Raw genomic sequence first — 26108 nt, forward strand, 5'->3', positions numbered from 1 at the left:
TGGCCCTGCGCAAGGCGCTTTCCGGGCAGCGTTGAAGGTTTCGGTTTCCAAACGAAAACGCCGACACAGCAGTGTCGGCGTTTTCATGTGAAGCACTAACCGGGCAAATCAGAACGCCGGCAGCACCGCACCTTGGTACTTCTTCTCGATGAAGGCTTTCACTTCAGGGCTGGTCAGGGCCTTGGCCAGCTTCTGGATGGCTTCGCTGTCCTTGTTGTCAGGACGCGCAACCAGGAAGTTCACGTAAGGCGAGTCGCTGCCCTCGATCACCAGCGCATCCTTGGCCGGGTTCAGGCCCGCCTCCAGCGCGTAATTGGTGTTGATCATGTCCAGGTCGACCTGATCCAGCACACGCGGCAGCATGGCCGACTCGAGCTCGCGGAACTTCAGTTTCTTCGGGTTCTCGGCGATGTCTTTCGGCGTCGCCAGGGCGTTCTTCGGATCCTTCAGGGTGATCAGGCCGGCCTTCTGCAGCAGCAGCAGGGCGCGACCACTGTTGCTGCCCTCGTTCGGAATAGCCACGGTGGCGCCTTCCTTGAGCTCCGACAGGCTCTTGACCTTCTTGGAGTAGCCACCGAACGGCTCGACGTGAACGCCGATCACGGTTTCCAGGTGGGTACCCTTGCCTTCGTTGAAGTTCTTCAGGTACGGCAGCGTCTGGAAGTAGTTGGCGTCCAAGCGCTTCTGGTCGACCTGCACGTTCGGCTGCACGTAGTCGGTGAAGACCTTGATCTGCAGGTCAACGCCTTCCTTGGCCAGGGTCGGCTTGATCAGCTCGAGGATTTCGGCGTGTGGCACCGGCGTGGCGGCTACCACCAGTTTTTCGGCGGCGTGAGCCAGGCCGGACACCGACAGGGCAGCGGCGAGGGCAGTCGTCAGCAGGGTCTTTTTCATGGTGATCCTTGTTATCAAGCTGGGGCCATCGAGGATGGCGAAGTCAGGTGCCGCACCGTCTCGACAGTGGGCGTGGAGCGGACGATACCGGGATTTTTTATGCCCTAACAATATCTTTTGATTCGCTGCTTATTCCAAAAACAAAAAGCCATCACCCACTTTGCTTATGAGCCGTCGGCAACCGCTCTAGCGCGCGGATGTGTTCAGTTCGACCAGGCTTCGCTCCAGCAATTCGCGCAAGGCGGCAAGCGTACCTGGCTCACGGCTGCGCCCCAGTTGCGCGAGTTGGCTGGCCAGACGGGTCAGGGGCGCGCGCTCGGGCAGGTCCAGATGCTGCGGGAGTATTTCATCGCCCTCGGCCACCAGCAGGGCAAAGTGGATGACGTTCTCCAGCTCGCGGGTGTTGCCGGGCCAGGCATGGGCTTCCAGCGCTTGCTGCGCCGCTTCGCTGATCAGCGGCACGCTGCGTTCCAGGCGCACGCTGTAGATGCCGACGAAGTATTCGGCCAGCGGCAGGATGTCCCCGACCCTCTGGCGCAGCGCTGGCAGCTCCAGTTCGCCCTCGCGCAGATAGAGGTACAGCCGCTCGTTGAAGCGCCCGGCACGCACTGCCTGGGCCAGGTCGATGCTGGAGGCGGCCACCAGGCGCACATCCACGGCCTGTGGCTGCTGGGCGCCGACCCGGGTGACCTCGCGGTTTTCCAGTGCCGCCAGCAGCTTGCCCTGGATGGCCAACGGCAGGTCGGCGATCTCGTCCAGGTACAAGGTGCCGCCATTGGCCGAACCGAACCAGCCTGCGCGACTGCTGGCCGTGCCGCCATGGGTACCGGCGCTGTAGCCGAACAGCTCGGCATCGGCGTAGGTGTGGCTGATGCCTGCGCAATTGACCGAGACGAACAGCCCCGCGCGATCGCTGGCGCGGTGGATCTGCCTGGCCAGCAGCTCCTTGCCGGTGCCGGTCTCACCACGGATCAGCACCGGCAGCGGTTGCGGCGCCAGGCGTTCGAGCGCTTCGCGCAGTTGCTGCGAACGTGCATCGACGAATACCAGCGCCTTGGCACGGATACTCAGCGGGCTCTTGTCCAGCTCGGGGAACGTCAGCAGCGGCTGGCCGAAGGGGTTGTTGAAACTCATGGAAAACTCCCGCCCCGGCCGCAGGCGACCGGGGAGTCAGCGAATCGGTTGAAAGACCAGGTCAGGCGCGGCGCAGGGAGCGCTGCTCGATCCGGCCTTGCAGGCGGTACAGATAAGCGAAGCCCTGTTCCCAACGCTCGTGGCCGGATTTGACGTTGATGTGCCCGGCATTGCTCAACAGCCCCGCTTCCGCCCCCCAGGCCTTGGCCAGGTACAGTGCACGCGGCACGCTGACGGCCGGATCGTTGTCCGAGCTGACCACCTGGCTGGGGAACGGCAGCGTGTGCAGCGGGATGGGCGCAAAGTTGCGCAAGGCCGGCGCGCAGGTCGGCCGTTCGACGTCCGCTGGCGCCACCAGCAGCGCCCCTCGCACCCGGCGCAGCAGCGCAGGGCTGGCCTGCGCGGCCCAGTGGGCGACGGTGATGCAGCCCAGGCTGTGGGCGATGAGGATCACCGGCGAGCGTTCGGCGGCAATCGCCTGCTCGAGCGCCTGCACCCAGTCGCGCCGCTGCGGGGTGAGCCAATCTCGCTGCTCGACCCGGGCGCTGTTGGGCAGGCTGCGCTGCCAGTGGCTTTGCCAATGATTGTCTGGCGATCCTTGCCAGCCCGGCACAATCAGGTAACGAATCGACTCATTGCGCATGGGGACGCCTCCTTGGAAGTTTGCGTGCTTGGGAACCAAGTATAGGGAGGCAGTTATATTCGTAAAGGAATAAGAAGCTATTTATTAATAACCATAATCAAGGTAATTGCACGCCCCTTTGCAGGAGCGGGCTTGCCCCGCGATGACGTCCGCCTGGGCAACATCGTCGCCTGCGTGGACGCCATCGCGGGGCAAGCCCGCTCCTACAGGGAGGTGCATAAAAAAAGGGCCATCCCCTGCCAAGAGAAATGGCCCTGAAGCACTTGCCTGAAGAGGGTATTGCCGATCAACGCGCGGTGATCACCGCCAGCTTGCTGATCCCGGCACGTTCGATGGCCGCCATCGCCCGCGCCACTTCGCCGTAGTTGACACCGTCGTCAGCCTGCAGCTGTACACGCACATCCGCGTCCTTTTCCCTGGCCGCCTTGAGGTTGGTTTCCAGCAGGTCCGGCTGGATCTCATCCTTGTTGATGAACAGCTTGCCGCCGCCATCGATGCTCACCACCAGCGGGTCTTTCTGCTCCACCGGCGCGACGGCCTCGGTCTTGGGCAAGTTGATCGGGATGGCGTTGGTCAGCAGCGGCGCGGTGACGATGAACACCACCAGCAGCACCAGCATGACGTCCACCAGCGGCGTGACGTTGATTTCACTGAGGACTTCGTCGCTGTCCTGGGTCGAGAACGCCATGTCAGGAAGCCTCCTTCACCGGCTGGCCGAAACCGGCCTGGGCTTTTTGCAGGGTCGGGTGAACCAGGACGCGGAAGGCACTCTTCTGCGCCAGGCTGTAGAAGTCGTGGGCGAAGTCGTCGAGGTCGGCAGCGGTCAGCTTGAGGCGACGCAGGAAGTAGTTGTAGACCAGCACCGCCGGCACCGCGACGGCGATACCCACGCCCGTGGCGACCAGCGCCGCGCCGATCGGGCCGGCCACGGTTTCCAGGCTGGCGGAACCGGCAGCGCTGATGCCCTTGAGCGCTTCCATGATGCCCCACACGGTGCCGAACAGACCGATGAACGGCGAGGTGCTGCCAATACTGGCGACCACGGCCAGGCCGGTTTCCAGCGAACGACGCTCACGCACGATCTGCTGGCGCAGGGCGCGCTCGAGGCGGTCCTGATGATTGATCGCATGGCTCAGGTCGGCCGCCTGGCCCGGCTCGCCGACGGCGATGGCGGCATAACCGGCCTGGGCGACGCGGGCCGCAGGGCCTGGCTGCTCGTGGCTGATCTCGGCTGCCGAGTCGAGGCTTGAAGCGGCCCAGAACTGGGCATGGAAGCGCTTGTCCTGGTTCTTCAGCCGCACGAACTGCACGACCTTGACCAGGGCCAACGCCCAGGTGACCACGGAAAAACCAACCAGCAGCCAGATGACGGCGCTTTCAACGGATTCGAGAGGGGATGCCAACAGGCTCATGATGAAATCTTCCTATGTTCGGTTCGATGGCGCGAGTTAACGAAGCTTGAAATCGATCGGGACGCTGACCCAGCCCACCTGGGCCACGTCACCCTGCTTGGCCGGCACGAAGCTCCAGCGCTTCACCGCAGCGAGCGCGGCAGCATCCAGGGCATCGCGGCCGCTGGTCTTCTGGATCTGGATCTGCCCCGGCTTGCCGCTAGGCAGTACCTCCACCCGCAACAACACGGTGCCTTCCCATCCACGGCGCTGGGCCAGTTGCGGGTATTCCGGCGCCGGGTTCTTCAGGTACGCGGCGTTGGCTGAAGCGGGCGTGACCGGTGCCGGTGCTGGTGGTGCAGGTGCCGGAGCAGGCGGCGCAGGCGCTGGGGTCGGTGCCGGTGGTGGCGCCTCGACCGGTTTGGGCTGCGGCTTGGGTACGGGCTTTGGCACCGGTTTTGGTTTAGGTACCGGCTTCGGTGCAGGCTTGGCGGCCAGCTCATCGACCACCGGCGGTGGTGGCGGTGGCGGCTCGACCACAGGCACAGGCGGTGGCGGCTCGACGACCGGCGGCGCCGGGGCGGCGAACTCGATGGTCATCGGCGGAATCTCTGGCGGAATCACCGGCAGCTCGGGGGTTGGTCGCTGACTGACCCAGTAGGCCGCAGCGCCATGCAGGACCAGCACCAGCAACCCCAGCGCCAGCTTGTCGCGACGCTTGAGACCACTGACCGGCGTGCGCTGCAGGCGCAGCTGCGCCAGCGGCAGGCGAAGCGTGCGTCCAAGCTCGACCAGGTCGCCCGGGGCCGGGCGCCATGGCTGGTCGTAGGCCCTCGCGGCCGTCTGGACATTACCCATTGAATCGACTCCTGGAAACGTGATGCAGGTCTTCGGACCTTGGCCGGTCCTCGTGGCTGAATCATCCATTCCAGAGGCTTATCTCTGAAAGTAATGCTTAAAATTAAAGCTATGCCTTTATCGAATATAAGATTTTAGGAGTTCCCGCAAAGCCGCGTGGCACAAGGGCTGTAACGATGAGCGGGGAAAATCATGCACGTGCGGCATGCAAAATATTCGTGGAAGGTATCGAAATCCGGCGAGGGCTGCGCGGCCCTTCGCCGGGCAAGCCCGCTCCTACAGGCACAGCGCTGTCCTTGAATCCGAGGGGAGCCTGTGGAGCGGGTTTATCCGCGAAGGGCCGCGCAGCAGCCCCGACCTTCGCCCAGGCAATAAAAAACCCGGGCTGCAAACCCGGGTTTTCCATGCACACGGCAGCTTAGATATCCGCCACCTTCTGCCAGACCTTCGGCCGGAAGAACAGGGTCTCGCCGCGCGCAAGCCCGGTCAGGCTGTCGTGATCCTTGACCACTTCAGCCTCGATCAGCTCGCTCTGCCCCTCGACCTTCAGCGTCACTCGGGTGGTCGCGCCCAGCGGGCGAATGTCGCGGACTTCGGCAGCGTGGTGGCCCTCGGTCTCATGGCGCGACAGCGACACCTCGTGAGGACGGAACAGCACATGGTTGCCCTCGCTCAAGGCCAGGCGGTTGGAATCGCCGAGGAAGTGGTAGACGAAGTCGTTGGCCGGTTTCTCGTACACCTCGCCCGGCGAGCCGATCTGTTCGATCACGCCCTTGTTCATCACCACGATGCGGTCGGCCACTTCCATGGCCTCTTCCTGATCGTGGGTGACGAACACCGAGGTCAGGTTGATATCCTCGTGCAACCGCGCCAGCCAGCGGCGCAGCTCCTTGCGCACCTTGGCATCGAGGGCGCCGAACGGCTCGTCGAGCAGCAGCACCTTCGGCTCCACCGCCAGGGCACGGGCCAAGGCGATACGTTGGCGCTGGCCCCCCGACAACTGCTCGGGATAGCGGTCGGCGAGCCAGTCGAGCTGGACCATGTTCAGCAACTCATGGACCTTCTCGGCGATCTTGCTCTCGCTCGGACGTTCGCCCTTGGGTTTCATGCGCAAGCCGAAGGCGACGTTGTCGAACACGCTCATGTGGCGGAACAGCGCATAGTGCTGGAACACGAACCCGACGTTGCGATCGCGCACATCGTGGCCCGAGACGTCCTCGCCGTGGAACACGATGCTGCCGTCATCCGGCGTCTCGAGGCCGGCGATGATGCGCAGCAGGGTGGTCTTGCCGCAGCCGGAGGGGCCGAGCAGCGCGACCAGCTCACCGCTGTGGATATCCAGGTTGATGTTGTTCAGGGCCTGGAAACTGTTGAAGCGCTTGCTGACGTTACGAACTTCGATCGACATGACTTATTCCTCCGCTGCGCTGTGGCGCAGGCGGTTAATACGGTTCTCGCTCCACTGCTTGAGCAGCAGGATGAAGAGCGCCAGGATCAGCAACAGGCTGGCCACGCTGAAGGCCGCGACATGGTTGTACTCGTTGTAGAGGATCTCCACATGCAGCGGCAAGGTGTTGGTGACACCGCGGATATGGCCGGAGACCACCGACACCGCACCGAACTCGCCCATGGCCCGCGCGGTACACAGCACCACGCCGTAGATCAGGCCCCATTTGATGTTCGGCAGGGTGACATGCCAGAACATCTGCCAGCCGTTGGCGCCCAACAGGCGCGCGGCCTCTTCCTCTTGCGTGCCCTGCTCCTGCATCAGCGGGATCAGCTCACGGGCGACGAAGGGCACGGTGACGAAAATGGTCGCCAGCACGATGCCCGGCAGGGCGAAGACGATCTGGATATCGTGGTCCTGCAGCCAGGGGCCGAGCAGGCCCTGGGCGCCGAACATCAGCACGTAGACCAGGCCAGCGATCACCGGCGAGACCGAGAACGGCAGGTCGATCAGGGTGACCAGCACGCTCTTGCCGCGGAAGCTGTACTTGCTCACGCACCAGGCGGCGCTGACCCCGAACACCAGGTTCAGCGGCACCGAGATGCCCACCGCAAGCAGCGTCAACTTGAGCGCCGAAAGCGCGTCAGGCTCGAAGATCGCCTCGAAGAAGGTGCCGAAGCCATTCTTCAGCGCCTGGGACACCACGATCACCAGCGGCAGCAGCAGGAACAGCGCGAACACCAGCCAGCCAAGGCCGATCAGTACACGGCGCGAGGTGGCGCTGCCGCGGCGGGCGGCATTGGCGGCGGAGCTTGCAGTTATGGATGACGAAGACATGACCGGGCCTCCTTCAAGGGGTTTCGATGCGCCGCTGAAGCAAGTTGATCAGCAGCAGCAGGATGAAGGAAACCACCAGCATCAGCACGCCGATGGCCGTGGCGCCGGTGTAGTCGTACTGGTCGAGCTTGACCATGATCAGCAGCGGCAGGATCTCGGTCTTCATCGGCATGTTGCCGGCGATGAAGATCACCGAACCGTACTCGCCCACGCCCCGGGCGAATGCCAGGGCGAAGCCGGTCAGCCAGGCCGGCAGCAGTGCCGGCGCCAGCACATGGCGGAACACCTGCAACGGCTTGGCGCCCAGGCAGGCGGCGGCCTCCTCGACCTCACGCGGGATGTCCGCCAGCACCGGCTGCACCGTACGCACCACGAACGGCAGCGTGACGAAGGTCAGGGCCAGGGTGATGCCCAGCGGGGTGTAGGCGATCTTGAAGCCCAGGTCAGTGGCGAACTGGCCGACCCAGCCCGCAGGTGCGTACAGGGCAGTCAGGGCGATACCGGCGACGGCGGTGGGCAGGGCGAACGGCAGGTCGATCATCGCTTCGATGATCTTGCGCCCGGGGAAGGTGTAGCGCACCAGCACCCAGGCCAGCAGGGTGCCGATCACGCCATTGATGATGGCGGCGAACAGGGCGGTACCGAAACTCAGCTTGAGCGCCGCGATGACCCGCGGTGCACTGATGATGTTCCAGAACTGCTCCCAGGTAAGCTGCGAGGCATGAATGAACATGGCCGCCAGCGGTATCAGCACGATCAGGCTGAGGTACACCAAGGTGTAGCCCAGCGTCAGCCCGAAGCCGGGTATGACGGGGGAGATGCGACGTGACATAAATATCCCTGGTTGAACGCACTTGGCCCGGAAGAATCCCGGGCCGGTGCAAACTTTTGAATCCTGGGGCTGCTGCGCAGCCCATTCGCGGCACAAGGCCGCTCCGGCAAGGGTCGCGTTCCCCTGCAGGAGCGGCCCCGCTGTCCTCGGGCCTTACTGCGCCTGGTAGATCTGGTCGAACACACCGCCGTCGTTGAAGAACTTCGGCTGAGCAGTTTTCCAGCCACCGAAGTCCTTGTCGATAGTCACCAGGTCAAGTTTCGGGAACTGCTTGGCGAATTCGGCGGCGACTTTCTCGTCACGCGGACGGTAGAAGTTTTCCGCAGCGATCTTCTGCCCAGCAGGGCTGTACAGGTGTTTCAGGTATTCGGTGGCGATCTCGGTGTTGCCCTTCTTCTCGGCGTTCTTGTCGACCACCGCCACTGGCGGTTCGGCGAGGATCGACAGCGACGGCACGACGATCTCGAACTTGTCGCTGCCACCGTCTTCCTTCAGTGCCAGGAAGGCTTCGTTTTCCCAGGCCAGCAGGACATCGCCCTGGCCGTTGTTGACGAAGGTGATGGTCGAGCCGCGGGCGCCGGTATCCAGCACCGGTACGTGCTTGAACAGCTCCTGCACGTACTCTTTGGCCTTGGCTTCGCTACCACCGGATTTCAGGCCATAGGCCCAGGCGGCGAGGAAGTTCCAGCGCGCGCCGCCGGAGGTTTTCGGGTTCGGAGTGATGACCGAGACGTCTTTCTTGATCAGGTCACCCCAGTCCTTGATGCCTTTCGGGTTGCCCTTGCGCACCAGGAACACGATGGTCGAGGTGTAGGGGGTGCTGGCATCCGGCAGACGGGTCTGCCAGTTCTCCGGCAGGGTCTTGCCGAGCTTGGCGACTTCGTCGATATCGCCAGCCAGGGCCAGGGTCACCACGTCGGCGCGCAGGCCGTCGATTACCGCGCGGGCTTGCTTGCCCGAGCCGCCGTGCGATTGCTGGATCTTCACCTTGTCGTCCGGATGCGTCTGCTGCCAGTGCTTGATGAATTCGGCGTTGTACTGCTGGTACAGCTCACGGGTCGGGTCATAGGACACGTTGAGCAGTTCGTAATCCTTGGCGATGGCGGAACCGGCAAAAACGGCACTGGCCAGAGCGGCGAGCGCATAACGGCGGATGGACATGGTGAAGCTCCCGATTGGCATTTTTTCTAGTTGGATGTGTCGGAGTCAGCCGGACTTGTTGCCGGGCTGCTGCAGGCGGAATTTCTCCTTGCGCTCGATCTGCACGACCTGAGCGTTGTGCACGGTGATCTCCACTGCACCGAAGCGCAGGTCGCGCAGCGCGCTCTGGATTTCACGCAGAATGGTGGCTTCGTCCTGACCGTCGATGCTACGCAGAGATGCACTCATGCTCGTTCTCCATTGAGTAAGGGTGCCGGGCAGAGGAAGGGGATTGCGCCTGGCTTGAGGGCAATCTTAGTGACGGCGGGATATTCTTAAAAATACTGTTTAAGAATGTTTATATAACTGAATTACTGAACAGCCCAGTAGGTGGCTGTGGGAGCGGGCTTGCCCGCGAATGCCGTGGTGCAGCCACTGTTGCATTCGCGGGCAAGCCCGCTCCTACAGGGGGGCGAGGCTTCAATTCTGCGCCTGCGGCTCTCGGATCTTGTACCAGGCCACGTAGAGCGCCGGCAGGAACAGCAAGGTCAGCAGCGTTGCGCTGATGATCCCGCCGATCATGGCGTAGGCCATCGGGCCCCAGAACACCTCGCGGGCGATGGGGATCATCCCCAGGCTGGCCGCGGCGGCCGTGAGCAGGATCGGCCGGCGCCGATGGTTGGTCGCCTCGACCACCGCGTCCCAAGGTGAGTAGCCCTGGGCCTCGAATTCGTCGATCTGGGTCACCAGGATCACCGAGTTGCGGATGATGATGCCGATCAGCGCAAGAATCCCGAGGATCGCAACGAAGCCCATCGGCGTTCCCGTCGGCACCAGCGCCAGGACCACGCCGATCAGCCCCAGCGGCGCCACGCTGACCACCAGGAACAGCTTCTGCACACTGTGCAACTGGATCATCAGGAAGGTCGCCATCAGGAACAGCATCAGCGGAATCACCTGAGCGATCGGGCCCTGGGCCTTGCCGCTCTCCTCCACGGTGCCGCCGGTGGCTACTTCGTAACCGGCCGGCAGCGAAGCGGCGAACTCTTCGATCTTCGGCTTGAGCTGGGCCACCAGATCGGTGGGTTGGATCTCGCCGTTGACCGACGCCTTTATGGTGATCGTCGGCTTGCGGTCACGCCGCCAAACCAATGGCTGTTCGAGCTCGTAGCGCACCGTGGCGAACGACAGCAAGGGGATCGAGGTGCCGCTGGGGCTGACGATCTGCAGGTTCTGCAGGGTATCGGGCGAGCCGCGCTCACTGTCCTTGGCGCGCGCGACCACGTCCACCAGGTAGATCTGGTCGTTGACCTGGGTCACCGGTGCACCGGTGACGATGCTGTTCATCACGTTGGCGACGTCTTCGGACGACAGGCCCAGTTGGCGCGCCTTATCCTGGGCGATCTCGACCCGCAGGACTTTGCCGGGCTCGTTCCAGTCGTACATCATCTCGCCAATGTTGGGGTTCTGGTCGAGCAGGGTCGCAAGGTCGATGGCGTGCTTGCGCACCTGGTCGATATCCTTGCCGCTGACCCGGTACTGGATCGGACGCCCCACTGGAGGGCCCATCTCCAGCGATTGCACATTGGTGCCGATGCCGACGAAATCATTGCGCAGCCGCTCCTGCAGCTTGGGAATCAACGTGTTGCGCTGCTCCAGCCCCTTGCTGACGATGACCAGTTGCGCGTAGTACGGGTTCTGCAACTGCTGGTCGAGCGGAAGGTAGAAACGCACCGCGCCCTGGCCGATATAGGTACTCCAGTGGTCGATGTCCGGATCGTCCTTGAGGGTGGCCTCCAGGCGATCGACCGCACGACGGGTTTCCTGGATCGACGCGTTCTGCGGCAGGTTCAGTTCCAGCAGGATCTCCGGGCGATCCGAAGAAGGGAAGAACTGGTTCTGCACGAACCGCATGCTCAACACCGCCAGGGCGAACAGCACCACGGTGCCAACGATGGTCAGCCAGCGGTTGCGCATGCACCACAGCAAGCCGCTTTCGAAGGCGCGGCCGATGCGGCCGGGTTCCTCATCATGGGGTTTGACCTTGCTGCTGAGGATATGCACGCCCAGCACCGGCGCGAAGAACACCGCCACCACCCACGACACCAGCAGCGCCACCGCGATCACCGCGAACAGGGTGAAGGTGTATTCGCCCGCAGAGCTGGCGTTCAGGCCGATGGGCACGAAGCCGGCAACGGTGACCAAGGTGCCGGTGAGCATCGGGAATGCCGTCGAGGTATAGGCATAGGTCGCCGCGTCGTTCTTGCTCTCGCCCATCTCCAGGCGCGTGACCATCATCTCTACGGTGATCATTGCATCGTCGACCAGCAGGCCCAGGGCGATGATCAATGCACCCAGCGAGATGCGCTGCATGGTGATGCCGCTGTACTCCATGAACACGAAAACCATCGCCAGCACCAGCGGGATCGAACAGGCCACCACCAGGCCTGCGCGTATGCCCAGGCTGATGAAACTGACCACCAGCACGATGATCACCGCCTCGAACAGCGCACTGGTGAAGCCGCCCACGGCGTCCTCGACTACCACGGCCTGGTTCGACACGGTATGCACGCCCACACCCACCGGCAGCTCAGCGGTGATGCTGTCCATCTTGTCGCGCAGTGCCTTGCCGAACGCCTGGATGTTGCCACCCTTCTTCATGCCGATCGCCAGGCCGATGGCCGACTGGCCGTTGTAGCGGAACATGGGGGCGGGCGGATCCTGGAAACCGCGCTCGATATCGGCGATGTCGGCCAGGCGGAAGAAGCGGTCGTTGATTCTCAGGTTGACCACCTGCAGGTCCTTCTCCGAGGCGAACTGGCCGGTGGTGCGCACCGAGATGCGCTCTGGTCCGGCTTCGATCACCCCGGCCGGAGTCACCGCATTCTGCGATTGCAGCGCCTGCATCACCTGGCGCTGGTCGATGCCCAGCGCCGCCAGCTTGCGGGTGGAGAAGTTCAGGTACAGCACTTCATCCTGCACGCCGATGGTTTCGACCTTGCCGATATTCGGCACCTCGCGCACTTCGGCGCGCACCTGCTCGACGTAATCGCGCAACTGGCGCAGGTCCAGGCCATCGGTGGTGAAGGCGTAGATCGAGCCGAACACATCACCGAACTCGTCGTTGAAACCCGGCCCTTGCAGGCCTTGGGGGAATTCACCGCGGATGTCCTGGATCTTCTTGCGCACCTGGTACCAGATCTGCGGGATATCCTCGGCCTGGGTGGTATCGCGCAGGTAGACGAAAACCGTCGACTCGCCGGGCCGGGTGTAGCTCTTGACGTAGTCGAGCGAGTCCAGCTCCTCGAGCTTCTTCTCGATCCGGTCGGTCACCTGGTAAAGGGTTTCGTCCTGGGTCGCACCGGGCCAGCGGGTCTGGATCACCATGGTCTTGATGGTGAAGGACGGGTCTTCTTCCCGGCCCAGGTTCATGTAGGAGAACACGCCCATCAGCAAGGCGACGAACATCAGGTACCACACGAAGGACTGGTGCTTCAGGGCCCAGTCCGACAGGTTGAAGCTTCCTTTCATCGTGCGTCCTCGTCGAATTTGACCTGCTGGCCCGGCTTCAAGCTGTTCACACCCGCCGTCACCACCCGTTCGCCCGGCTGCACACCGGCGCCCAGCACAACGCGCCGTTCGCTGCGCTCCACGAGTGTGACCTCACGGGTGGACACGGTCTTGTGCTGCGGATCGACCACCCAGACCTGGGTCTTGCCGTCTCGCTCCAGCAGGGCGGTGGCCGGCAGCTCGGTGCGCGGCGCGATCGCCGAGCTGAGCGTGACGCTGATAGCGGTGCCGAGGTGGAACGCCTGCGGCGTACTGGCCAGGCTTAGCCGCGCACGTCGGGTGCGGGTAGTGGCATCGGCCTGCGGCTCAAGCTCGCGCAGCGTGGCGGTGGTGCTGATGGCCGGCTCCAGTTGCGATGCCACGGTGAACACCAGCGACGGGGTCAACTGCTCGGCGACTGGGATCGGCAGGTCAATCACCGCCTCCTTGACGTCCGGGCGCGCCAGCGTGACCACTTCCTGGCCGGCACTGACCGTCTGCCCGGCTTCGGCGCGCCAGGCCGTGACCACGGCGCCATGGTCGGCCTTGAGCGTGCTGTAGCCGAGCTGGTCGCGTGCCTGGCTGACCGCCGAACGGGCCTGCTCGAGCGAGGCGCCGGTGGTCTTCAGGTCGGTCTGGGCGATGTCCAGCTGGGCCTGGGCGCCGACGCCGCGGTCATACAACTGCTGCTGGCGGCGGGCATTGGCCTGGGCGTTGATCCATTGCGCCTGGACTCGCGCCAGGTCGCCTTCGGCGGCGCGCAGCTGGTTCTGTTGATCGGTGGGATCGAGGGTGGCCAGGGTGTCGCCCGGTTTTACCTGCGCGCCCACGTCCACCCAGCGCCGCGCAATGCGCCCGGACACTCGGAAGCCCAGGGTGCTTTCATAGCGTGCCTGGATGGTGCCCGCAAAACGACCGAGCTGCGACTGCATCTGCGGCTCGACCAGGGTCGATAGCACCGGCCGTACGGGCTCGGGCGCCGGCTCATCGCCCTTGCAACCGGGCAGCAGGGTGGCTGCGGCAAGCAACACCAGCAAGGGTTTCATGGCTCACCTCCGGGGCTCTTGGCGTCGACTTTCTGCACCTGCATACCCGGATGCAGCAACTGGCCGCCACTGACCACCACGGTTTCGCCGCTTTTCACGCCGTCGCTGATGACGATGCGTCCGGTGAGATAACGCGCCACCTGGACCTTGCGCAGTTCGACCTTGTCGCCCTCGCCCACCACCCACACCGCCGGCTCATGCAGCGCCTTGGTCAGCGCCGACCAGGGCAATTCGATGCTTGGGCGCCCCTGGGCGTGAGCCGTGGCGGTTACCGGCGAGCCCAACTGCATGGCAGCCGGCACGTTACGCAGCGCCACCTTGACCTGCACCGTACCGCTCTCGGCAGACACCGTCGGGGTGATCTCGCGCACCCGTCCTTCGGCCTGCACCTTGGGGTTATCCACAAGCCGGACGATCACGCCTTCGTCGCTGGGTGGCGACACCAGCAGCGACTCATAGACGTTGAAGACGGCATCACGATCGCCGTCGGTGGCCAGGCTGAAGATCGGCATGGTCGCCTGCACTACCTGGCCAACCTCGGCCTGGCGCGCGGTGATCACCCCATCCGCCTCGGACACCAGGTCGGTGTAGCTCAATTGCTCGCGGGCATTGGCCAGTTGTGCCTGGGCCGCCTTGAGCGCGCTCTGGCTGCTGCGCAGGGCAGCTTCAGCCGAGTCGTATTCACTCTGGCTGGTGTAGCCCTTGGGCAACAGTTTCTGCTGACGCACGAAGGCGGCGCGGGTCTGGGTGACCCTCGCCTGCTCGGCGAATACCTCGGCCTTGGCTGAGTCAACATTGTTCTGCAGGTCTTTCGGGTCCAGGCGCGCCAGCACCTGGTTGGCCTTGACGTGGTCGCCCACGTCGACGCTACGGGCGATGATCTTGCCGCCCACGCGAAACGAAAGGTCGGTCTGTACGCGCGCCTGCACATCACCGGTGAGGGTGACGTTGGCGGCGAAATCGGTAGGTTCGACCCGTGCCACGCCGACGCGTGGCAGTTCAGGGCTGGACGCCTGTTCCTTGCAGCCTGACAGCACTGACAACAACCCCAGGCAAACGACCAACAGCGCACGCGTAAACGTCATGCAGGCTCCTTGCTTGCGCGCAAATGATTCGTGGGATGCGACTGTCAGCGTAGTCCAGGGTTCAATAAACGGCACTGGTGGGGTTCGGCTTTGGATCGGCGGGGAAGCCTTCGCGGGTAAACCCGCTCCTACAGGGGGGTGGGCCTGTGGAAGCGGCGAAAAGGCCACTGCAAAATCCGGAAACCATGACTGGCGCCAAGGTCGGAACAGCACCGCTAACCTCCAAAGGTCAATTTCATGGAGGAAATTCGATGCCCCTGGCCCATTCCCACCGCCTGCGCCGCGGCCGCTGCTCAGAGCCTGGTAGGTGCTTCCTGCTGACTGCCGTCACACACGAACGACAACCACTGTTCCACGACCTGCGCAGCGCCCGGCTGGTGGTGAAACAGCTACGCCAGTCAGATCAGGAAAACGCCAGCCGCACGCTGGCCTGGGTGCTGATGCCGGACCATCTGCACTGGTTGATCGAGTTGAAGGGGGTGACGCTTGGGAGTTTGATGCGCAGGTTCAAGTCGCGCAGCGCCATCACCCTGCGCAAGGCCGGAGTGCGGCATGTGCCGATCTGGCAGCCGGGGTATCACGACGCGGCTTTGCGCAAGGAGGAGGATGTACTGCAGGCAGCCAGATACATCATCGCTAGTCCGCTGAGAGCAGGGCTGGTCAGCAGTGTGCGTGAATATCCGCATTGGGATGCGGTCTGGCTTTGAGTCGGTGGTGAAGCCTTCGCGGGCAATCCCGCTCCTACAACTGGACCTGTAGGAGCGGGCTTGCCCGCGAAAGGGCCGGTCAGGCCGACGCAGCAACCTGTGCCGGACGCCGTACCTGCGGTTGGCCGACGTTCGCTGCAGCACCTTCCTCGATGGCTTGCTGGATCGCCCGGCGGCGGCGTTCTTCGGCGCGACGGCTGAAGTACCAGACCAGGAAGGTCACCAACGACACCGACAGCAGGATCAGGCTGGCCACGGCGTTGATCTCGGGCTTCACACCCAGACGCACGGCCGAGAACACTTCCATCGGCAAGGTGGTCGAGCCCGGGCCGGACACGAAGCTGGCCAGCACCAGGTCATCCAGCGACAGGGCGAACGACATCATGCCGCCTGCTGCCAGAGAAGGCGCGATCATCGGGATGGTGATCAGGAAGAACACCTTCCACGGCTTGGCACCCAGGTCCATCGCCGCTTCCTCGATCGACAGGTCCAGCTCACGCAGGCGAGCCGACACCACCACCGCCACATACGCGGCACAGAAGGTGGTGTGGGCGATCCAGATGGTGACGACGCCACGCTCCTGCGGCCAGCCAATCATCTGCGCCATGGCCACGAACAGCAGCAACAGGGACAGACCGGTGATCACCTCGGGCATGACCAGCGGCGCGGTGACCAGGCCACCGAACAGCGTGCGGCCCTTGAAGCGAGTGACCCGGGTCAGCACGAAGGCCGCCAGGGTGCCCAGCGCCACCGCAGCCACCGCCGTGTAGCAGGCGATCTCCAGCGAGCGCATCACCGAACCCATCAACTGGGTGTTGTCGAGCAGACCGACGTACCACTTCACCGACCAGCCGCCCCACACCGTCACCAGCTTCGAGGCGTTGAACGAGTAGATCACCAGGATCAGCATCGGCAGGTAGATGAACAGCAAGCCGAGCACCAGCATCAGCTTGGAGAAACTGAAGCGCTTCATGCCCGACCCTCCATCTCTTTGGCCTGGCTGCGGTTGAACAGCAGGATCGGCACGATCAGGATCGCCAGCATCACCACTGCCAGCGCGGATGCCACCGGCCAGTCACGGTTGTTGAAGAATTCCTGCCACAGCACTTTACCGATCATCAGGGTTTCCGGACCGCCGAGCAGTTCAGGGATCACGAACTCGCCCACCACCGGGATGAACACCAGCATGCAACCGGCGATGATGCCGTTCTTCGACAGCGGCACGGTGATCTTCCAGAAGCTGTTGAAGGTGCTCGAGCCCAGGTCGCTCGCAGCTTCCAGCAGGCTCTGGTCATGCTTCACCAGGTTCGCGTACAGCGGCAGGATCATGAATGGCAGGTACGAATAGACCACGCCGATATACACTGCCAGGTTGGTGTTGAGGATCTGCAGCGGCTGATCGATCAGCCCGGTCCACAGCAGGAAGCTGTTGAGCAACCCGTTGTTGCTGAGGATGCCCATCCAGGCATAGACGCGGATCAGGATCGCGGTCCAGGTCGGCATCATGATCAGCAGCAGCAAGACCGTCTGCATCTCCTTCTCGGCCTTGGAGATGGCGTAGGCCATCGGATAGCCGATCAGCAGGCACAGCAAAGTGCTGAAGAAGGCGACCTTGAGCGAGCCAAGGTAGGCCGAGATGTACAGGTCATCCTCGGTGAGCAGGCCATAGTTGGCCAGGTTCAGCACCAGCTGGATCTTGTCCTCGACGTAGGTGTAGATCTCCGTGTACGGCGGGATCGCCACGTCGGCTTCGGCGAAGCTGATCTTCAGCACGATGAAGAACGGCAGCATGAAGAACAGGAACAGCCAGATGAACGGCACGCCGATCACCAGATGGCGTCCCTCGGGGATGATGCGCTGGAGGGCTCGTTTGAGCTTTCGCGGTTTCATGAGCGCAGTACCACGCCGCTGTCGTCTTCCCACCACACGTAGACTTCATCGCCCCAGGTCGGGCGGGCGCCCTGGCGTTCGGCGTTGGCGACGAACGACTGGACGATCTTGCCGCTCGGCAGCTCGACGTAGAACACCGAGTGACCGCCCAGGTAGGCGATGTCGTGGACCTTGCCGCGCGACCAGTTATGCTCGAAATCGGGCTGCGTCGTCGTCACCAGCAGCTTCTCTGGGCGCAGCGCATAAGTGATGTGCTTGTCTTCGACCGAGGTGGTGACACCGTGGCCGACGTAGATCTTGCGCTCGAGCTCCGGCGAGGCGATCAGCGCGTGGCCTTCGGCGTCGTCGATCACTTCACCTTCGAACAGGTTGACGTTGCCGATGAACTCGCACACCAGGCGACTGGTTGGCGTCTCGTAGATATCCACAGGCGAGCCGATCTGGGCGATCCAGCCCAGGTGCATGATGGCGATGCGCTGGGCCATGGTCATGGCCTCTTCCTGGTCGTGGGTCACCATCACGCAGGTCACACCGACCCGCTCGATGATCTCGACCAGCTCCAGCTGCATCTGCGAACGCAGCTTCTTGTCCAGCGCGCCCATCGGCTCGTCGAGCAGCAGCAGTTTCGGACGCTTGGCCAGCGAGCGGGCCAGGGCCACGCGCTGACGCTGGCCGCCGGAGAGCTGGTGCGGCTTGCGCTTGGCGTACTGGGTCATGTGCACCAGCTTGAGCATCTCGGCCACGCGGGCTTCGATGTCGGCCTTGGGCATCTTGTCCTGCTGCAGGCCGAAGGCGATGTTCTGCGCCACGGTCATGTGCGGGAACAGCGCATAGGACTGGAACATCATGTTGATCGGCCGCTCGTAGGGCGGCATGTCGGTGATGTCGACACCGTCGAGGAAGATCCGACCTTCGGTCGGGCGCTCGAAGCCTGCAAGCATCCGCAGCAAGGTGGATTTGCCGGAACCGGAGCCGCCCAGCAGGGCGAAGATCTCGCCTTTGCGGATTTCCAGGGACACATCGTCCACGGCGATGGTTTCGTCGAACTTCTTCGTGACCCGGTCGATCTTGACCAGCACCTGCTTGGGCTGCTGGTCACCCTCGAGGGCTTTCTTATAGGCACCGGAGGCAACTGCCATGAGTGAAACTCCCAACAAGATTTTTGTGCCCGAACGGCCTGTGTGCAGGGCCGCGTCGGGTCTGGATTTTTACTTGCCCGACTTGACCTTGGTCCAGCTGCGGGTCATCAGACGTTGCACCTTGGGGGGCAACTCCGCGTTGACGAACATCTTGTCCAGCACTTCCTGCGGTGGGTAAACCGCAGCGTCAGTTCTCACAGCCTGGTCCATCAGGTCGCCAGCCTTGGGGTTGGGGTTGGCATAACCGACGTAATCACTGACCTGGGCGATAACCTCAGGTTTCAGCAAATAGTTGATGAAGGCGTGGGCCTCTTTCACGTTCTTGGCGTCCTTGGGAATCGCCAGCACGTCGAACCAGAGGTTGCCGCCTTCCTTGGGAATGGCGTAGGCCAGGTTCACGCCCTTCTTGGCTTCTTCAGCACGGGCCTTGGCCTGGAATACATCGCCGGAGAAGCCTGCCGCGACGCAGATGTCGCCGTTGGCCAGGTCGGTGATGTACTTGGACGAGTGGAAGTAGGTCACGTACGGGCGTACCGCCAGCAGCTTCTTCTCGGCCTTGGCGTAATCCTTTGGATCGGTGCTGTTGGGGTTGAGCCCCATGTAGTTGAGCACCGCCGGGAGCATCTCGTCCGCCGAGTCGAGGAAGGCCACACCGCACTTGGAGAGCTTCTTCATGTTCTCGGGTTCGAACAGCACCGCCCAGGAGTCGATCTTGTCCACGCCCAGCGTGGCCTTGACCTTGTCGACGTTGTAGCCGATGCCGTTGGTGCCCCACAGGTAAGGCACGGCGTACTGGTTGCCCGGATCGTTCTTTTCCAGGCGCTTCATCAGCGCCGGGTCCAGGTTGGAATAATTGGGCAGCAGATGCTTGTCGAGCTTCTGGAACGCGCCCGCCTTGATCTGCTTGCCGAGGAAATGGTTGGACGGCACCACTACGTCATAGCCGGTGTTACCGGCCAGCAGCTTGCCTTCCAGGGTTTCGTTGGAGTCGAAGACATCCTGCACGGGCTTGATGCCCGTCTCTTTCTCGAAATCCGCGAGCGTGGTCGGGCCGACATAATCGGACCAGTTGTAGAAGTGCACCGTGGGCGCCGCTTGAACGCTGCAGGCCAGCGTCAGACCTGCTCCAGCCATCATGGCCTTGCGCAATACAGAAATAGACAAGTGGTTGGTCCTCACAATCAGAGCCTTCGGTGGCGGCTGGGAGCAGCCGTACACGCAAAACCGGCGCGCAACTTACCTGCGTGGCTGGGATGTCGCAATCGACAATCGAGGTTTATGCCCCCTGGGCCGGAAAACCCCGACCCAGAGAGCCCCGCATCGGGCCTACTTGCCCGACTTGATCTTGGTCCAGCTACGGGTGATCAAACGCTGGGCGGCCGCTTCAGGAGCAGCGATCGCGTACAGCTGTTTCTTCACATCAGCCGGCGGATAGATGCTCGGGTCGCTGGTGATGTCCTTGTCGACGAACTGGGTCGCGGCCTTGTTGCCGTTCGGGAAGCGCACGGCGTTGGTGATCTCGGCCATGACTTCCGGTTGCAGCAGGAAGTTCATGAACTGGTAGGCGGCATCTTTATGCTCGGCATCTTTCGGGATGGCGACCATGTCGTAGAAGGTACCAGCGCCTTCTTTCGGAATGATGTAGTCCAGCTTGACCTTGTCGCCGGCTTCGTGGGCGCGGGCCTTGGACTGCTCCAGGTCGCCCGAGTAGCCGACGGCCACGCAGATGTTGCCGTTGGCCAGGTCGCCGATGTACTTGGAGGAGTGGAAGTAGGTGATCGAAGGACGGATCTTCAGGAACAGGTCCTCGGCCGCCTTCAGGTCTTCCTTGGTGGTGCTGTCGGTCGGCTTGCCCAGGTAATGCAGCGCGGCCGGAAGCATTTCGGTCGGCGCATCGAGGAAGCTCACGCCGCAGCTCTTGAGCTTGGCGATGTTCTCCGGCTTGAACACGGCGTCCCACGAATCGATCTTGTCCACGCCCAGCGCGGCCTTGACCTTGGCCGGGTTGTAGCCGATGCCGATGGAGCCCCACATGTACGGGAAGGCGTACTTGTTGCCTTTGTCGCTGGCGTCGCCAACGGCCTTGAGCAGGTCTTCGTCGAGGTTCTTCCAGTTCGGCAGCTTGGAGCGGTCGAGCTCCTCGTAAACGCCGGCCTTGATCTGCTTGGCCAGGAAGTTGTTGGACGGCACGACGATGTCGTAGCCCGACTTGCCTGCCAGCAGCTTGGCTTCCAGGGTTTCGTTGCTGTCGAAGACGTCGTACTTGACCTTGATGCCGGTCTGCTTCTCGAACTTGGCGATGGTGTCCGGAGCGATGTAGTCCGACCAGTTGTAGACGTTCAGCACCTTGTCTTCAGCGTGAACAGCAGTGGCCATGGCACCCATCAGGGCGGCGGCCAGCAACGTCTTGCCCATTTTCTTCATGCGTTATGCTCCAGAATTTTTTTAGTAGCCATCTGTTCAGCTGCCAGGTCCCGTGGTGCAAGCGCTGGACGACTGAAACAACCGCTAGTCTGGCAAGTTACAAGGCGCTGTTTCAAGGAAAGCAGGGCCTTGTAACGACTTAATGTCACATCGCTAGCCTAGCAAACGCCTATCGAATCGCTTCCAGGGTCAGATCCAGGCACTTGCGCGCCTTTTCCACCAGTTCGTCCACTTCTTCGCGGCTTATTACCAGCGGCGGCGCGATGATCATGGTGTCGCCCACTGCGCGCATGATCAGGCCGTTGTCGAAACAGAAGTTGCGGCAAACCATGCCCACGCCCTTGCCTTCGTAACGGCTGCGGGTCGCCTTGTCCTTGACCAGCTCGATTGCGCCGAGCAGGCCCAGGCCGCGTACCTCGCCCACCAGCGGGTGGTCTTGCAGTTCGCGAAGACGTTTTTGCAAGTACGGTGCCACTTCCGTGCGTGCGCGCTCGACGATCTTCTCGTCACGCAGGATGCGCAGGTTTTCCAACCCCACCGCCGCTGCCACCGGGTGGCCGGAGTAGGTGAAGCCGTGGTTGAAATCGCCACCTTCGCTGAGCACCTTGGCCACCTTGTCACGCACGATCACACCGCCCATGGGGATGTAACCGGAGGTCAGGCCCTTGGCGATGGTCATCAGGTCAGGCTTGAGGTCGTAATAATCGGAGCCGAACCACTCGCCGGTACGGCCAAAGCCGCAGATCACTTCGTCGGCGACGAACAGGATGTCGTAGCGGGCGAGGATCTCCTTGATCTTCGGCCAGTAAGTCTCGGGTGGAATGATCACCCCGCCGGCGCCCTGGATCGGCTCGGCGATGAACGCAGCGACGTTGTCTTCGCCGACCTCCAGAATTTTCTTCTCCAACTGCTCGGCAGCCCACACCCCGAACTCATCCGGGGTCATGTCGCCGCCCTCGCCGAACCAGTACGGCTGCGGGATGTGCACGATACCCGGGATCGGCAAGCCGCCCTGCTCGTGCATGCCGCTCATACCGCCAAGGCTGGCGCCAGCGACGGTGGAGCCGTGGTAGCCATTGACCCGGCCGATGAGCGTCTGCTTGTTCGGCTTGCCCTTGAGCGCCCAGTAGTGGCGAACCATGCGCAGCACGGTGTCGTTGCCCTCGGAGCCGGAGCCGGTGAAGAACACATGGCTCATGCCTTCGGGTGCCACGTCGGTAATGGCCTTGGCCAGTTCCAGTGCCGGCGGATGCGCGGTCTGGAAGAACAGGTTGTAGTAAGGCAGCTCGCGCATCTGCTTCTCTGCCGCCTGGACCAGTTCTTCGCGACCATAGCCGACCGCCACGCACCACAGGCCGGCCATGCCATCGAGGATCTCGTGCCCCTCGCTGTCCCACAAATGCACACCCTGGGCCTTGGTGATGATGCGCGGCCCCTTCGCCTTCAGTTGCTTATAGTCGCTGAAGGGTGCCAGGTGGTGCTCGCCGCTCAGGTTTTGCCATTCACGGGTTTGCGGGTTGTTGACGCTCATCTGCTTCTCCACTATCCGATGGCCACGTTGCGGCGGCCCCAGGGTTGATCACACGGCAAACAGCAGGAACTCACGCTCCCAGGAACTGATGACGCGCTTGAAGTTTTCATGCTCTGCGCGCTTGGTGGCGACGTAGCCGGTAATGAACTTCTTGCCCAGGTACTGCACCAGCGACCGGCTGTTCTCCATACGCTCCAGGGCGTCCTCGATGGTCAGCGGCAGGCGCAGGTTGCGCCGCTCATAGCCACGGCCCTGGACTGGCGCGCTGGCCTCGATGCCCTCGACCATGCCGATGAAGCCACACAGCAGGCTCGCGGCGATGGCCAGGTAGGGGTTGGCGTCGGCGCCCGGCAGGCGGTTTTCCACGCGGCGGTTCTGCGGGCCGGCATCCGGTACGCGCAGGCCGACGGTACGGTTCTCTTCGCCCCACTCCACGTTCACGGGTGCCGAGGTGTCCGGCAGGAAGCGACGGAACGAGTTGACGTTCGGTGCGAACAACGGCAACGCCTCGGGAATGAGTTTCTGCAGGCCGCCGATGTGATGCAGGAACAGCGTGCTCATGCTGCCGTCTTCATTGGAGAAGATGTTCTTGCCGGTGGCGATGTCGATCACGCTCTGGTGCAGGTGCATGGCGCTGCCGGGCTCGCCGGTCATGGGCTTGGCCATGAAGGTCGCGGCCACGTTGTGCTTGAGCGCGGCCTCGCGCATGGTGCGTTTGAACACCAGGATCTGGTCGGCCAAGTGCAGCGCGTCGCCGTGACGGAAGTTGATCTCCATCTGCGCCGTGCCGTCTTCGTGGATCAAGGTGTCGAGGTCCAGCTGCTGCAGTTCGCACCAGTCATAGACGTCTTCGAACAGCGGGTCGAATTCGTTGGCAGCCTCGATGGAAAACGACTGGCGTCCGGTTTCTGGACGACCGGAGCGACCCACCGGTGGTTGCAGCGGGAAGTCCGGGTCTTCGCTGCGCTTGGTCAGGTAGAACTCCATTTCTGGCGCGACGATCGGCTGCCAGCCCTTGTCGGCATAGAGCTTGAGCACCTTCTTGAGGACGTTGCGCGGCGACAGCTCGACCGGGTTGCCCTTCTTGTCATAGGTGTCGTGGATCACCTGGGCGGTCGGCTCGATGGCCCAAGGCACCAGGAACACCGCGTCCTGGTCGGGGCGGCAGATCATGTCGATGTCGGCCGGGTCGAGCAGGTCGTAATAGATGTCGTCGTCGACGTAGTCGCCAGTCACAGTTTGCAACAAAACGCTTTCGGGCAGGCGCATGCCCTTTTCGGCGATGAATTTGTTGGTCGGCGAGATCTTGCCACGGGTGATGCCGGTCAGGTCGCTGATCAGGCATTCGACTTCGGTGATCTTGTGCTCTTTCAACCAATCGGTGAGCTGGTCGAGGTTGTTACTCATAAATACCTCAGGAGGTCATTTGACCCAGCCCCAGCGGGGCGGGCGCTACTGACGCCTGGCGTCGGTCAATGTCGGCGCATTCGGCGCGGCAGGGCCTGGCAAGGCCCATGCCTTGATTCTGGATGGTGTACGTTGCCAAAGCAAAAACCCATGCGCAGGACGGCAGCCGTTCCACGCGCAAAACGCGTGTCGATCTCGAAAGCAAAGGGCAGGAAGGAAGAAAAGCGTGCAGTAAACTGCTACGGGGCGAGGGCTGACTGTGCCGGTCGTCAATTATTGCGGCCAGTCTGCTCCTGGGATGGGCCAGGCGCGCGAGGGCCTTTCGGCAAGCGGTGAAAATACCTGACTGCACAGCGCAGGCGGCGCTTTCAGGTCGCGACTGGCGGACCATGTGACCCTCGTATTATTACTGTTATGGGTTGCGACCGAGCTTAGCCTCGTTCATTTTTTTTCACAACACCTCCGTAAAAAATAAAATACGCCACCATCGCCGTAGCCCTTTCCTACAGATTTAGCGGATAATGGCATGCCCTTATATGCAGCAAATCCGCCGTTGATGTGCCATTTCAGGGCATCAGGAGGTTGGCTTGACATCAGTTTGTCTTTTCGATTGACTGGGTCTGCAAGCCCCCCTTGATTGATATTTTTAACAACAAAGGTGTTGCATCATGTCGGTACCCCCGCGTGCCGTTCAGCTTAACGAAGCGAACGCGTTCCTTAAGGAACATCCTGAGGTTCTCTACGTTGACCTTCTGATTGCAGATATGAATGGTGTGGTTCGTGGCAAGCGTATCGAACGCACGAGCCTTCACAAGGTTTACGAGAAAGGCATCAACCTGCCCGCCTCCCTCTTCGCCCTGGATATCAACGGTTCGACCGTCGAAAGCACGGGCCTTGGCCTGGACATCGGCGACGCCGACCGCATCTGCTACCCGATCCCTGGCACCCTCTCCAACGAACCTTGGCAGAAGCGCCCGACCGCGCAGCTGCTGATGACCATGCACGAAATCGAAGGCGAGCCGTTCTTCGCCGACCCGCGTGAAGTGTTGCGCCAGGTGGTGAGCAAGTTCACCGACATGGGCCTGACCATTTGCGCCGCATTCGAGCTGGAGTTCTACCTCATCGACCAGGAGAACGTGAACGGCCGTCCGCAGCCGCCGCGCTCGCCGATCTCGGGCAAGCGTCCACAGTCGACCCAGGTCTACCTGATCGACGACCTGGACGAGTATGCCGACTGCCTGCAGGACATCCTCGAAGGCGCGAAGGAGCAGGGCATCCCGGCCGACGCGATCGTCAAGGAAAGCGCCCCGGCGCAGTTCGAGGTCAACCTGCACCACGTGCCTGATCCGCTGAAAGCCTGTGACTACGCAGTGCTGCTCAAGCGCCTGATCAAGAACATCGCCTACGACCATGAAATGGACACCACCTTCATGGCCAAGCCCTACCCGGGCCAGGCTGGCAATGGCCTGCATGTACACATCTCCGTGCTGGACAAAGATGGCAACAACATCTTCACCAGCGAGGATCCCGAGCAGAACGCCGCGCTTCGTCACGCTGTCGGCGGTGTGCTCGAGACCCTGCCCGCATCGATGGCGTTCCTCTGCCCGAACGTCAACTCGTACCGCCGTTTCGGCGCGCAGTTCTACGTACCGAACGCGCCGAGCTGGGGCCTGGACAACCGCACCGTGGCCCTGCGCGTGCCAACCGGCTCGCCGGACGCCGTGCGCATCGAGCACCGCGTGGCCGGTGCCGACGCCAACCCGTACCTGATGATGGCGGCGGTCCTGGCTGGTGTGCACCACGGCCTGACCAACAAGATCGAGCCGGGTGAGCCGATCGAAGGCAATTCCTACGAGCAGCTGGAACAGAGCCTGCCGAACAACCTGCGCGATGCCCTGCGCGAGCTGGACGACAGCGAGATCTTGAACAAGTACATCGATCCGAAGTACATCGACATTTTCGTCGCGTGCAAGGAGAGCGAGCTGGAGGAGTTCGAACACTCGATCTCCGACCTCGAGTACAACTGGTATCTGCATACCGTGTAAACGAAAACGCCGCCCTCAAGGGCGGCGTTTTTCATTGAGGTTCGCGGTGTCTGCTTCGCGGGTAAACCCGCTCCCACAGGCATCCGCTGGTCTCACAGTCGGAGGGGTG

The 26108-nt window shown here is 62.6% G+C and carries 23 protein-coding genes; 2 read left to right on the forward strand and 21 right to left on the reverse strand.

The window, feature by feature from the left end; translation table 11 throughout:
• Positions 1–108: 108 nt before the first annotated feature.
• The 14 genes from AB688_RS01245 to AB688_RS01310 form a co-directional block, all read right to left on the reverse strand.
• Positions 109–894, reverse strand: coding sequence for a MetQ/NlpA family ABC transporter substrate-binding protein (locus tag AB688_RS01245; protein WP_063541721.1), 786 nt, complete (start codon positions 892–894; stop codon positions 109–111).
• Between the two features lie 186 nt (positions 895–1080).
• Positions 1081–2028: a sigma 54-interacting transcriptional regulator gene (locus AB688_RS01250; protein ID WP_063541724.1), complete on the reverse strand. Its 948-nt coding sequence runs from the start codon at positions 2026–2028 to the stop codon at positions 1081–1083.
• A gap of 61 nt (positions 2029–2089) precedes the next feature.
• Entirely contained in the window at positions 2090–2671 is a 582-nt protein-coding gene (locus AB688_RS01255) for an alpha/beta hydrolase (RefSeq protein WP_063541726.1), read from the reverse strand.
• Between the two features lie 286 nt (positions 2672–2957).
• Positions 2958–3359, reverse strand: coding sequence for an ExbD/TolR family protein (locus AB688_RS01260; RefSeq protein WP_054891104.1), 402 nt, complete (start codon positions 3357–3359; stop codon positions 2958–2960).
• 1 nt (position 3360) lies between these two features.
• A complete protein-coding gene (locus AB688_RS01265) occupies positions 3361–4083 on the reverse strand; it encodes a MotA/TolQ/ExbB proton channel family protein (RefSeq protein ID WP_054891103.1) in 723 nt (240 codons plus the stop codon).
• 36 nt (positions 4084–4119) lie between these two features.
• Positions 4120–4920, reverse strand: a complete 801-nt coding sequence (locus AB688_RS01270; RefSeq protein ID WP_063541728.1) for an energy transducer TonB — start codon at positions 4918–4920, stop codon at positions 4120–4122.
• Positions 4921–5338: 418 nt separating this feature from the next.
• Entirely contained in the window at positions 5339–6328 is a 990-nt protein-coding gene (locus AB688_RS01275) for a sulfate/molybdate ABC transporter ATP-binding protein (protein WP_054891101.1), read from the reverse strand.
• A gap of 3 nt (positions 6329–6331) precedes the next feature.
• Positions 6332–7204, reverse strand: a complete 873-nt coding sequence (gene cysW / locus AB688_RS01280; protein ID WP_054891100.1) for a sulfate ABC transporter permease subunit CysW — start codon at positions 7202–7204, stop codon at positions 6332–6334.
• Positions 7205–7217: 13 nt separating this feature from the next.
• Entirely contained in the window at positions 7218–8036 is an 819-nt protein-coding gene (gene cysT, locus AB688_RS01285; protein ID WP_054891099.1) for a sulfate ABC transporter permease subunit CysT, read from the reverse strand.
• 153 nt (positions 8037–8189) lie between these two features.
• Positions 8190–9197, reverse strand: coding sequence for a sulfate ABC transporter substrate-binding protein (locus AB688_RS01290; protein ID WP_063541730.1), 1008 nt, complete (start codon positions 9195–9197; stop codon positions 8190–8192).
• Positions 9198–9242: 45 nt separating this feature from the next.
• Positions 9243–9425, reverse strand: a complete 183-nt coding sequence (gene oscA, locus AB688_RS01295) for a sulfur starvation response protein OscA (RefSeq protein ID WP_016489716.1) — start codon at positions 9423–9425, stop codon at positions 9243–9245.
• A 231-nt stretch (positions 9426–9656) separates the two neighbouring features.
• A complete protein-coding gene (locus AB688_RS01300; RefSeq protein ID WP_063541732.1) occupies positions 9657–12707 on the reverse strand; it encodes an efflux RND transporter permease subunit in 3051 nt (1016 codons plus the stop codon).
• Positions 12704–13771, reverse strand: a complete 1068-nt coding sequence (locus AB688_RS01305; RefSeq protein ID WP_063541734.1) for an efflux RND transporter periplasmic adaptor subunit — start codon at positions 13769–13771, stop codon at positions 12704–12706. Before AB688_RS01305 ends, AB688_RS01300 begins: the two co-directional genes overlap by 4 nt.
• Positions 13768–14856, reverse strand: a complete 1089-nt coding sequence (locus AB688_RS01310; RefSeq protein ID WP_054891095.1) for an efflux RND transporter periplasmic adaptor subunit — start codon at positions 14854–14856, stop codon at positions 13768–13770. Before AB688_RS01310 ends, AB688_RS01305 begins: the two co-directional genes overlap by 4 nt.
• 251 nt (positions 14857–15107) lie before the next feature.
• On the opposite strand from AB688_RS01310, the gene AB688_RS01315 reads away from it, so the two are divergent.
• Positions 15108–15563, forward strand: coding sequence for an REP-associated tyrosine transposase (locus tag AB688_RS01315; RefSeq protein ID WP_063541736.1), 456 nt, complete (start codon positions 15108–15110; stop codon positions 15561–15563).
• A gap of 79 nt (positions 15564–15642) precedes the next feature.
• On the opposite strand, the gene AB688_RS01320 is transcribed toward AB688_RS01315, so the two are convergent.
• The 7 genes from AB688_RS01320 to AB688_RS01350 all read right to left on the reverse strand — a co-directional run bounded on the left by AB688_RS01320 (position 15643) and on the right by AB688_RS01350 (position 23954).
• Positions 15643–16536, reverse strand: a complete 894-nt coding sequence (locus AB688_RS01320; protein WP_054894981.1) for an ABC transporter permease subunit — start codon at positions 16534–16536, stop codon at positions 15643–15645.
• Positions 16533–17414 carry an ABC transporter permease subunit gene (locus AB688_RS01325; protein ID WP_172964842.1) on the reverse strand — a complete coding sequence of 294 codons (882 nt, stop codon included), beginning with the start codon at positions 17412–17414 and terminating at the stop codon, positions 16533–16535. The genes AB688_RS01320 and AB688_RS01325 overlap by 4 nt, the downstream gene beginning before the upstream one ends.
• A 35-nt stretch (positions 17415–17449) precedes the next feature.
• On the reverse strand, positions 17450–18592 hold the full coding sequence (locus AB688_RS01330; protein ID WP_054894983.1) for an ABC transporter ATP-binding protein: 1143 nt from the start codon (positions 18590–18592) through the stop codon (positions 17450–17452).
• A 69-nt stretch (positions 18593–18661) separates the two neighbouring features.
• Positions 18662–19756 carry a polyamine ABC transporter substrate-binding protein gene (locus AB688_RS01335; RefSeq protein WP_063541738.1) on the reverse strand — a complete coding sequence of 365 codons (1095 nt, stop codon included), beginning with the start codon at positions 19754–19756 and terminating at the stop codon, positions 18662–18664.
• A gap of 162 nt (positions 19757–19918) precedes the next feature.
• A complete protein-coding gene (locus tag AB688_RS01340; protein ID WP_063541740.1) occupies positions 19919–21016 on the reverse strand; it encodes a polyamine ABC transporter substrate-binding protein in 1098 nt (365 codons plus the stop codon).
• 169 nt (positions 21017–21185) lie between these two features.
• The gene (locus tag AB688_RS01345; RefSeq protein ID WP_063541742.1) at positions 21186–22547 is read right to left on the reverse strand and encodes an aspartate aminotransferase family protein; all 1362 of its coding nucleotides are present in this window, start codon (positions 22545–22547) and stop codon (positions 21186–21188) included.
• Between the two features lie 48 nt (positions 22548–22595).
• Positions 22596–23954 (reverse strand): glutamine synthetase family protein, encoded by a 1359-nt coding sequence (locus tag AB688_RS01350; protein ID WP_054894987.1) that lies wholly within the window; start codon positions 23952–23954, stop codon positions 22596–22598.
• Between the two features lie 668 nt (positions 23955–24622).
• On the opposite strand from AB688_RS01350, the gene AB688_RS01355 reads away from it, so the two are divergent.
• Complete coding sequence (locus AB688_RS01355; RefSeq protein ID WP_054894988.1) at positions 24623–25999, forward strand: glutamine synthetase family protein; 1377 nt, start codon at positions 24623–24625, stop codon at positions 25997–25999.
• Positions 26000–26108 lie beyond the last annotated feature (109 nt).

This window comes from Pseudomonas putida, from assembly GCF_001636055.1.
GTDB classification, from domain to species: Bacteria; Pseudomonadota; Gammaproteobacteria; order Pseudomonadales; family Pseudomonadaceae; genus Aquipseudomonas; species Aquipseudomonas machongensis.

Excerpts from the sequence above, each read along its gene's own strand:
- AB688_RS01245 (WP_063541721.1), bottom strand. The coding sequence starts at position 894 with ATGAAAAAGACCCTGCTGACGACTGCCCTCGCCGCTGCCCTGTCGGTG.
- AB688_RS01250 (WP_063541724.1), bottom strand. The coding sequence starts at position 2,028 with ATGAGTTTCAACAACCCCTTCGGCCAGCCGCTGCTGACGTTCCCCGAG.
- AB688_RS01255 (WP_063541726.1), bottom strand. The coding sequence starts at position 2,671 with ATGCGCAATGAGTCGATTCGTTACCTGATTGTGCCGGGCTGGCAAGGA.
- AB688_RS01260 (WP_054891104.1), bottom strand. The coding sequence starts at position 3,359 with ATGGCGTTCTCGACCCAGGACAGCGACGAAGTCCTCAGTGAAATCAAC.
- AB688_RS01265 (WP_054891103.1), bottom strand. The coding sequence starts at position 4,083 with ATGAGCCTGTTGGCATCCCCTCTCGAATCCGTTGAAAGCGCCGTCATC.
- AB688_RS01270 (WP_063541728.1), bottom strand. The coding sequence starts at position 4,920 with ATGGGTAATGTCCAGACGGCCGCGAGGGCCTACGACCAGCCATGGCGC.
- AB688_RS01275 (WP_054891101.1), bottom strand. The coding sequence starts at position 6,328 with ATGTCGATCGAAGTTCGTAACGTCAGCAAGCGCTTCAACAGTTTCCAG.
- cysW (WP_054891100.1), bottom strand. The coding sequence starts at position 7,204 with ATGTCTTCGTCATCCATAACTGCAAGCTCCGCCGCCAATGCCGCCCGC.
- cysT (WP_054891099.1), bottom strand. The coding sequence starts at position 8,036 with ATGTCACGTCGCATCTCCCCCGTCATACCCGGCTTCGGGCTGACGCTG.
- AB688_RS01290 (WP_063541730.1), bottom strand. The coding sequence starts at position 9,197 with ATGTCCATCCGCCGTTATGCGCTCGCCGCTCTGGCCAGTGCCGTTTTT.
- oscA (WP_016489716.1), bottom strand. The coding sequence starts at position 9,425 with ATGAGTGCATCTCTGCGTAGCATCGACGGTCAGGACGAAGCCACCATT.
- AB688_RS01300 (WP_063541732.1), bottom strand. The coding sequence starts at position 12,707 with ATGAAAGGAAGCTTCAACCTGTCGGACTGGGCCCTGAAGCACCAGTCC.
- AB688_RS01305 (WP_063541734.1), bottom strand. The coding sequence starts at position 13,771 with ATGAAACCCTTGCTGGTGTTGCTTGCCGCAGCCACCCTGCTGCCCGGT.
- AB688_RS01310 (WP_054891095.1), bottom strand. The coding sequence starts at position 14,856 with ATGACGTTTACGCGTGCGCTGTTGGTCGTTTGCCTGGGGTTGTTGTCA.
- AB688_RS01315 (WP_063541736.1), top strand. The coding sequence starts at position 15,108 with ATGCCCCTGGCCCATTCCCACCGCCTGCGCCGCGGCCGCTGCTCAGAG.
- AB688_RS01320 (WP_054894981.1), bottom strand. The coding sequence starts at position 16,536 with ATGAAGCGCTTCAGTTTCTCCAAGCTGATGCTGGTGCTCGGCTTGCTG.
- AB688_RS01330 (WP_054894983.1), bottom strand. The coding sequence starts at position 18,592 with ATGGCAGTTGCCTCCGGTGCCTATAAGAAAGCCCTCGAGGGTGACCAG.
- AB688_RS01340 (WP_063541740.1), bottom strand. The coding sequence starts at position 21,016 with ATGAAGAAAATGGGCAAGACGTTGCTGGCCGCCGCCCTGATGGGTGCC.
- AB688_RS01345 (WP_063541742.1), bottom strand. The coding sequence starts at position 22,547 with ATGAGCGTCAACAACCCGCAAACCCGTGAATGGCAAAACCTGAGCGGC.
- AB688_RS01350 (WP_054894987.1), bottom strand. The coding sequence starts at position 23,954 with ATGAGTAACAACCTCGACCAGCTCACCGATTGGTTGAAAGAGCACAAG.
- AB688_RS01355 (WP_054894988.1), top strand. The coding sequence starts at position 24,623 with ATGTCGGTACCCCCGCGTGCCGTTCAGCTTAACGAAGCGAACGCGTTC.